Source organism: Kineococcus siccus (assembly GCF_009906795.1).
GTDB lineage: Bacteria > Actinomycetota > Actinomycetes > Actinomycetales > Kineococcaceae > Kineococcus > Kineococcus siccus.
Map to the genome: position 1 here is coordinate 1 of NZ_JAAALN010000334.1, position 2,944 is coordinate 2,944.

Genomic DNA, 2,944 nt, shown 5'->3' on the forward strand with positions numbered 1-2,944 from the left:
GTGCCCGCCGGCTCCCTCGACGCTCCCGGCGCCCCCGCCGCCCGCCGCCTGCGCGCCTGGCAGCGCGCGGCCCTCGAGCAGTACTTCGACCCCGAGCGCGACGACCGCGGCGACTTCCTCGTCACCGCGACGCCCGGCGCGGGCAAGACGACCTTCGCCCTGGCGCTCGCCCGGCGCCTGCTGGACAGCCGCCGCGTGGACCGGGTCGTGGTCGTCGCCCCCACCGACCACCTGCGCACCCAGTGGGCCGAGGCGGCCCACCGCGCGGGCATCCAGCTCGACCCGACGATGAGCAACGCGGTCGGGCCGGTGCGCGCCGACATGCAGGGCTACGTGACCACCTACGCCCAGGTCGCGGGGCACCCGATGCTGCACCGCGCGCGCTCCACCGCCAAGCGCTCCCTCGTCGTGCTCGACGAGGTCCACCACGCGGGCGACGGCCTGTCCTGGGGCGACGCCGTGCGCGAGGCCTTCGCCGACGCGCGCCGCCGGCTGTCGCTGTCCGGGACCCCGTTCCGGACCAAGGCCGACGAGCGGATCCCCTTCGTCAGCTACGTCGACGACGACGCCCCCGAGTCCGAGGGCGGCCTCACGAGCGTGGCCGACTACTCCTACGGCTACCGCGAGGCGCTCGCCGACGGCGTCGTGCGGCCCGTGGTCTTCGCGGCCTACACGGGCACCTCGCGGTGGCGGAACTCGGCCGGGGAGGTCGTGGCCGCCTCGCTCACCGACGCGACCACGAAGTCCGTCGAGGCCCTGGCGTGGCGCACGGCGCTGGACCCGCGCGGCGACTGGGTGCCCCACGTCATCGCGGCCATGGACGAGCGCCTGACGCACCTGCGCGAGTGCGGGATGCCCGACGCCGGGGGTCTCGTGCTGGCGTCGGACCAGGAGGACGCACGCGCCTACGCGAAGATCGTGCAGCGCGTGACGGGGGAGAAGCCCGTCCTGATCCTCTCCGACGACCCGAAGGCCTCGAAGAAGATCGCGGACTTCGCCACGGGCGAGGAGCGGTTCGCCGTCTGCGTCCGGATGGTCTCCGAGGGCGTCGACGTCCCGCGGGCGGCGTGCCTGGCCTGGATGACCTCCTACCGGACGCCGCTGTTCTTCGCGCAGGCCGTGGGCCGCGTCGTGCGCTCGCGGACCCGCGGGGAGTCGGCCACGGTCTTCCTGCCGGCGGTGCGCCCGCTACTCGCGCTGGCCGCGGCGCTGGAGACCGACCGCAACCACGTCCTCGCGCCGCCGCCCTCGGGCGACGCGCTGCCCGACCCCGGGGAGCTCGACGCGCTGCCGCCCGCCGAGCGCGAACCCGGCGGGCCGAGCGAGTACGAGGCCCTGGAGGCGCAGGCCGAGTTCGCCCACGTCCTGCACGGCGGCCGCGCCGTCGTGGCCGGTGGCCCCGAGCCCGTGAGCGCCGTGAGCGACGACGAGGAGGACTACCTGGGCCTGCCGGGCCTGCTCTCGCCGGAGCAGACCGCGACGCTGCTGGCCCAGCGCGACGAGGCGATCCGCAAGCGCACGGCCACGGCCCGCCCGCCCCGCGAGGAGGCCGTCGCCGAGCCGCCCGCCGAGGACCCCGACGAGGCCACCTGGCACACGGCCGCCTTGCTGCGCAAGGAGATCCACGGACTCGTCGGCCGGGTGGCGGCGGGCCGGGCGATGCCGCACGCCTCGGTGTACGCCAAGGTGCGCGCCGCCGTCCCGGGCCCGCCCTCGGCGTCGGCGACCGTCGAGGTCCTGCGCGCCCGCCGCGACCACCTGCTCACCCTCGTCTGACGGCCCGGCCCGCTCCGGTCGCGGGCGTCTCGCGCGTCGCCGCGCAGCGTGCTCGGGTAGGTTCGCAGCGTGCCCGAGATCGTCCAGCGGACCATGGTCCGCGCGCCCGTCGGCGACGTGTTCGACATGTCGCTGGACCTCGACGTGGAGCGCGTCGCGGGCCGCCGCTACCGGGTCCGCGCCGTCGAGGGCGCGGGCCGCACGAGCGGTCGCATCGGCCTGGGGGAGCGCGTGCGCTGGCGCGTGCGCCTGCTGGGCGCCGTGCCCGTCACCCACACCTCGGCGATCGTGGAGCTCGACTCCCCGCGGCGCTTCGTCGACGAGATGGCCGACGGGCTGTTCGCGGAGTTCCGCCACGAGCACTCCTTCGAGGCCGAGGGCCCGCGCATGACGATCATGACCGACCGGATGTCCTGGCGCAGCCCGCTGGGCGTGCTCGGCCGCGTCGCCGACGCCGTGTTCGTCCGCCGGACGCTGCGGCAGCTGCTGGCCGACCGCAACTCCGAGATCGTCCGCCGCTTCAGCTGACGCGCCGCCGGCGCGGCGCCGGGCCGGAACCCGCCCCGCACCCCGCCCGTTGTCCGGGTGCGCGGCGGAGACCGTCTCCGGCGCCTGGAAGGACGTGTCGCAGCCGTGGGTTTCCTGGACAACCTCAAGCGCAAGGGCATGCCCGCCGTCGACCAGCTGAAGACCCGGGTCGGGCAGTTCAAGAGCAAGGACTTCGCCGAGGCGAGCATGGCCACGTGCGCCCTGATCGCCGCGGCCGACGGGACGATCGACGCCTCGGAGCGGTCGAAGACCGCCGCCTTCATCGGCAGCAACGACGTGCTGTCCGCGTTCGACGCCTCGACGCTGCGCGAGTCCTTCGACAAGTACTGCACCAAGCTGACCACCGACTACGACTTCGGCAAGATCGAGGCGCTGCAGGCGGTCGGGAAGCTGCGCAGCAAGCCCGAGCAGGCCCGGGCCGTCGTGCAGGTCGGCATCGTCGTCGGCGGTGCGGACGGGGACTTCGACGCCCACGAGGTCCGCGCGGTGCGCGAGGTCTGCCAGGCGGTCGGCCTCGACCCCACCGAGTTCGGCGTCTGATGCCGCGCGGGGCGAGCGGAGTCGGTGGCCGGCGGGTGACGACGACCTGGCACGCTGAGGTCCCATGAGTGCGCCCGCC

The 2,944-nt window shown here is 75.3% G+C and carries 3 protein-coding genes; all 3 read left to right on the forward strand.

The window, feature by feature from the left end:
* Positions 1 to 1,776: a DEAD/DEAH box helicase family protein gene (locus tag GTR02_RS21015; RefSeq protein WP_166609421.1), complete on the forward strand. Its 1,776-nt coding sequence runs from the start codon at positions 1 to 3 to the stop codon at positions 1,774 to 1,776.
* Between the two features lie 69 nt (positions 1,777 to 1,845).
* The gene (locus GTR02_RS21020; protein WP_166609422.1) at positions 1,846 to 2,304 is read left to right on the forward strand and encodes an SRPBCC family protein; all 459 of its coding nucleotides are present in this window, start codon (positions 1,846 to 1,848) and stop codon (positions 2,302 to 2,304) included.
* 105 nt (positions 2,305 to 2,409) lie between these two features.
* Entirely contained in the window at positions 2,410 to 2,865 is a 456-nt protein-coding gene (locus GTR02_RS21025; RefSeq protein ID WP_338073964.1) for a tellurite resistance TerB family protein, read from the forward strand.
* Positions 2,866 to 2,944: the final 79 nt, after the last annotated feature.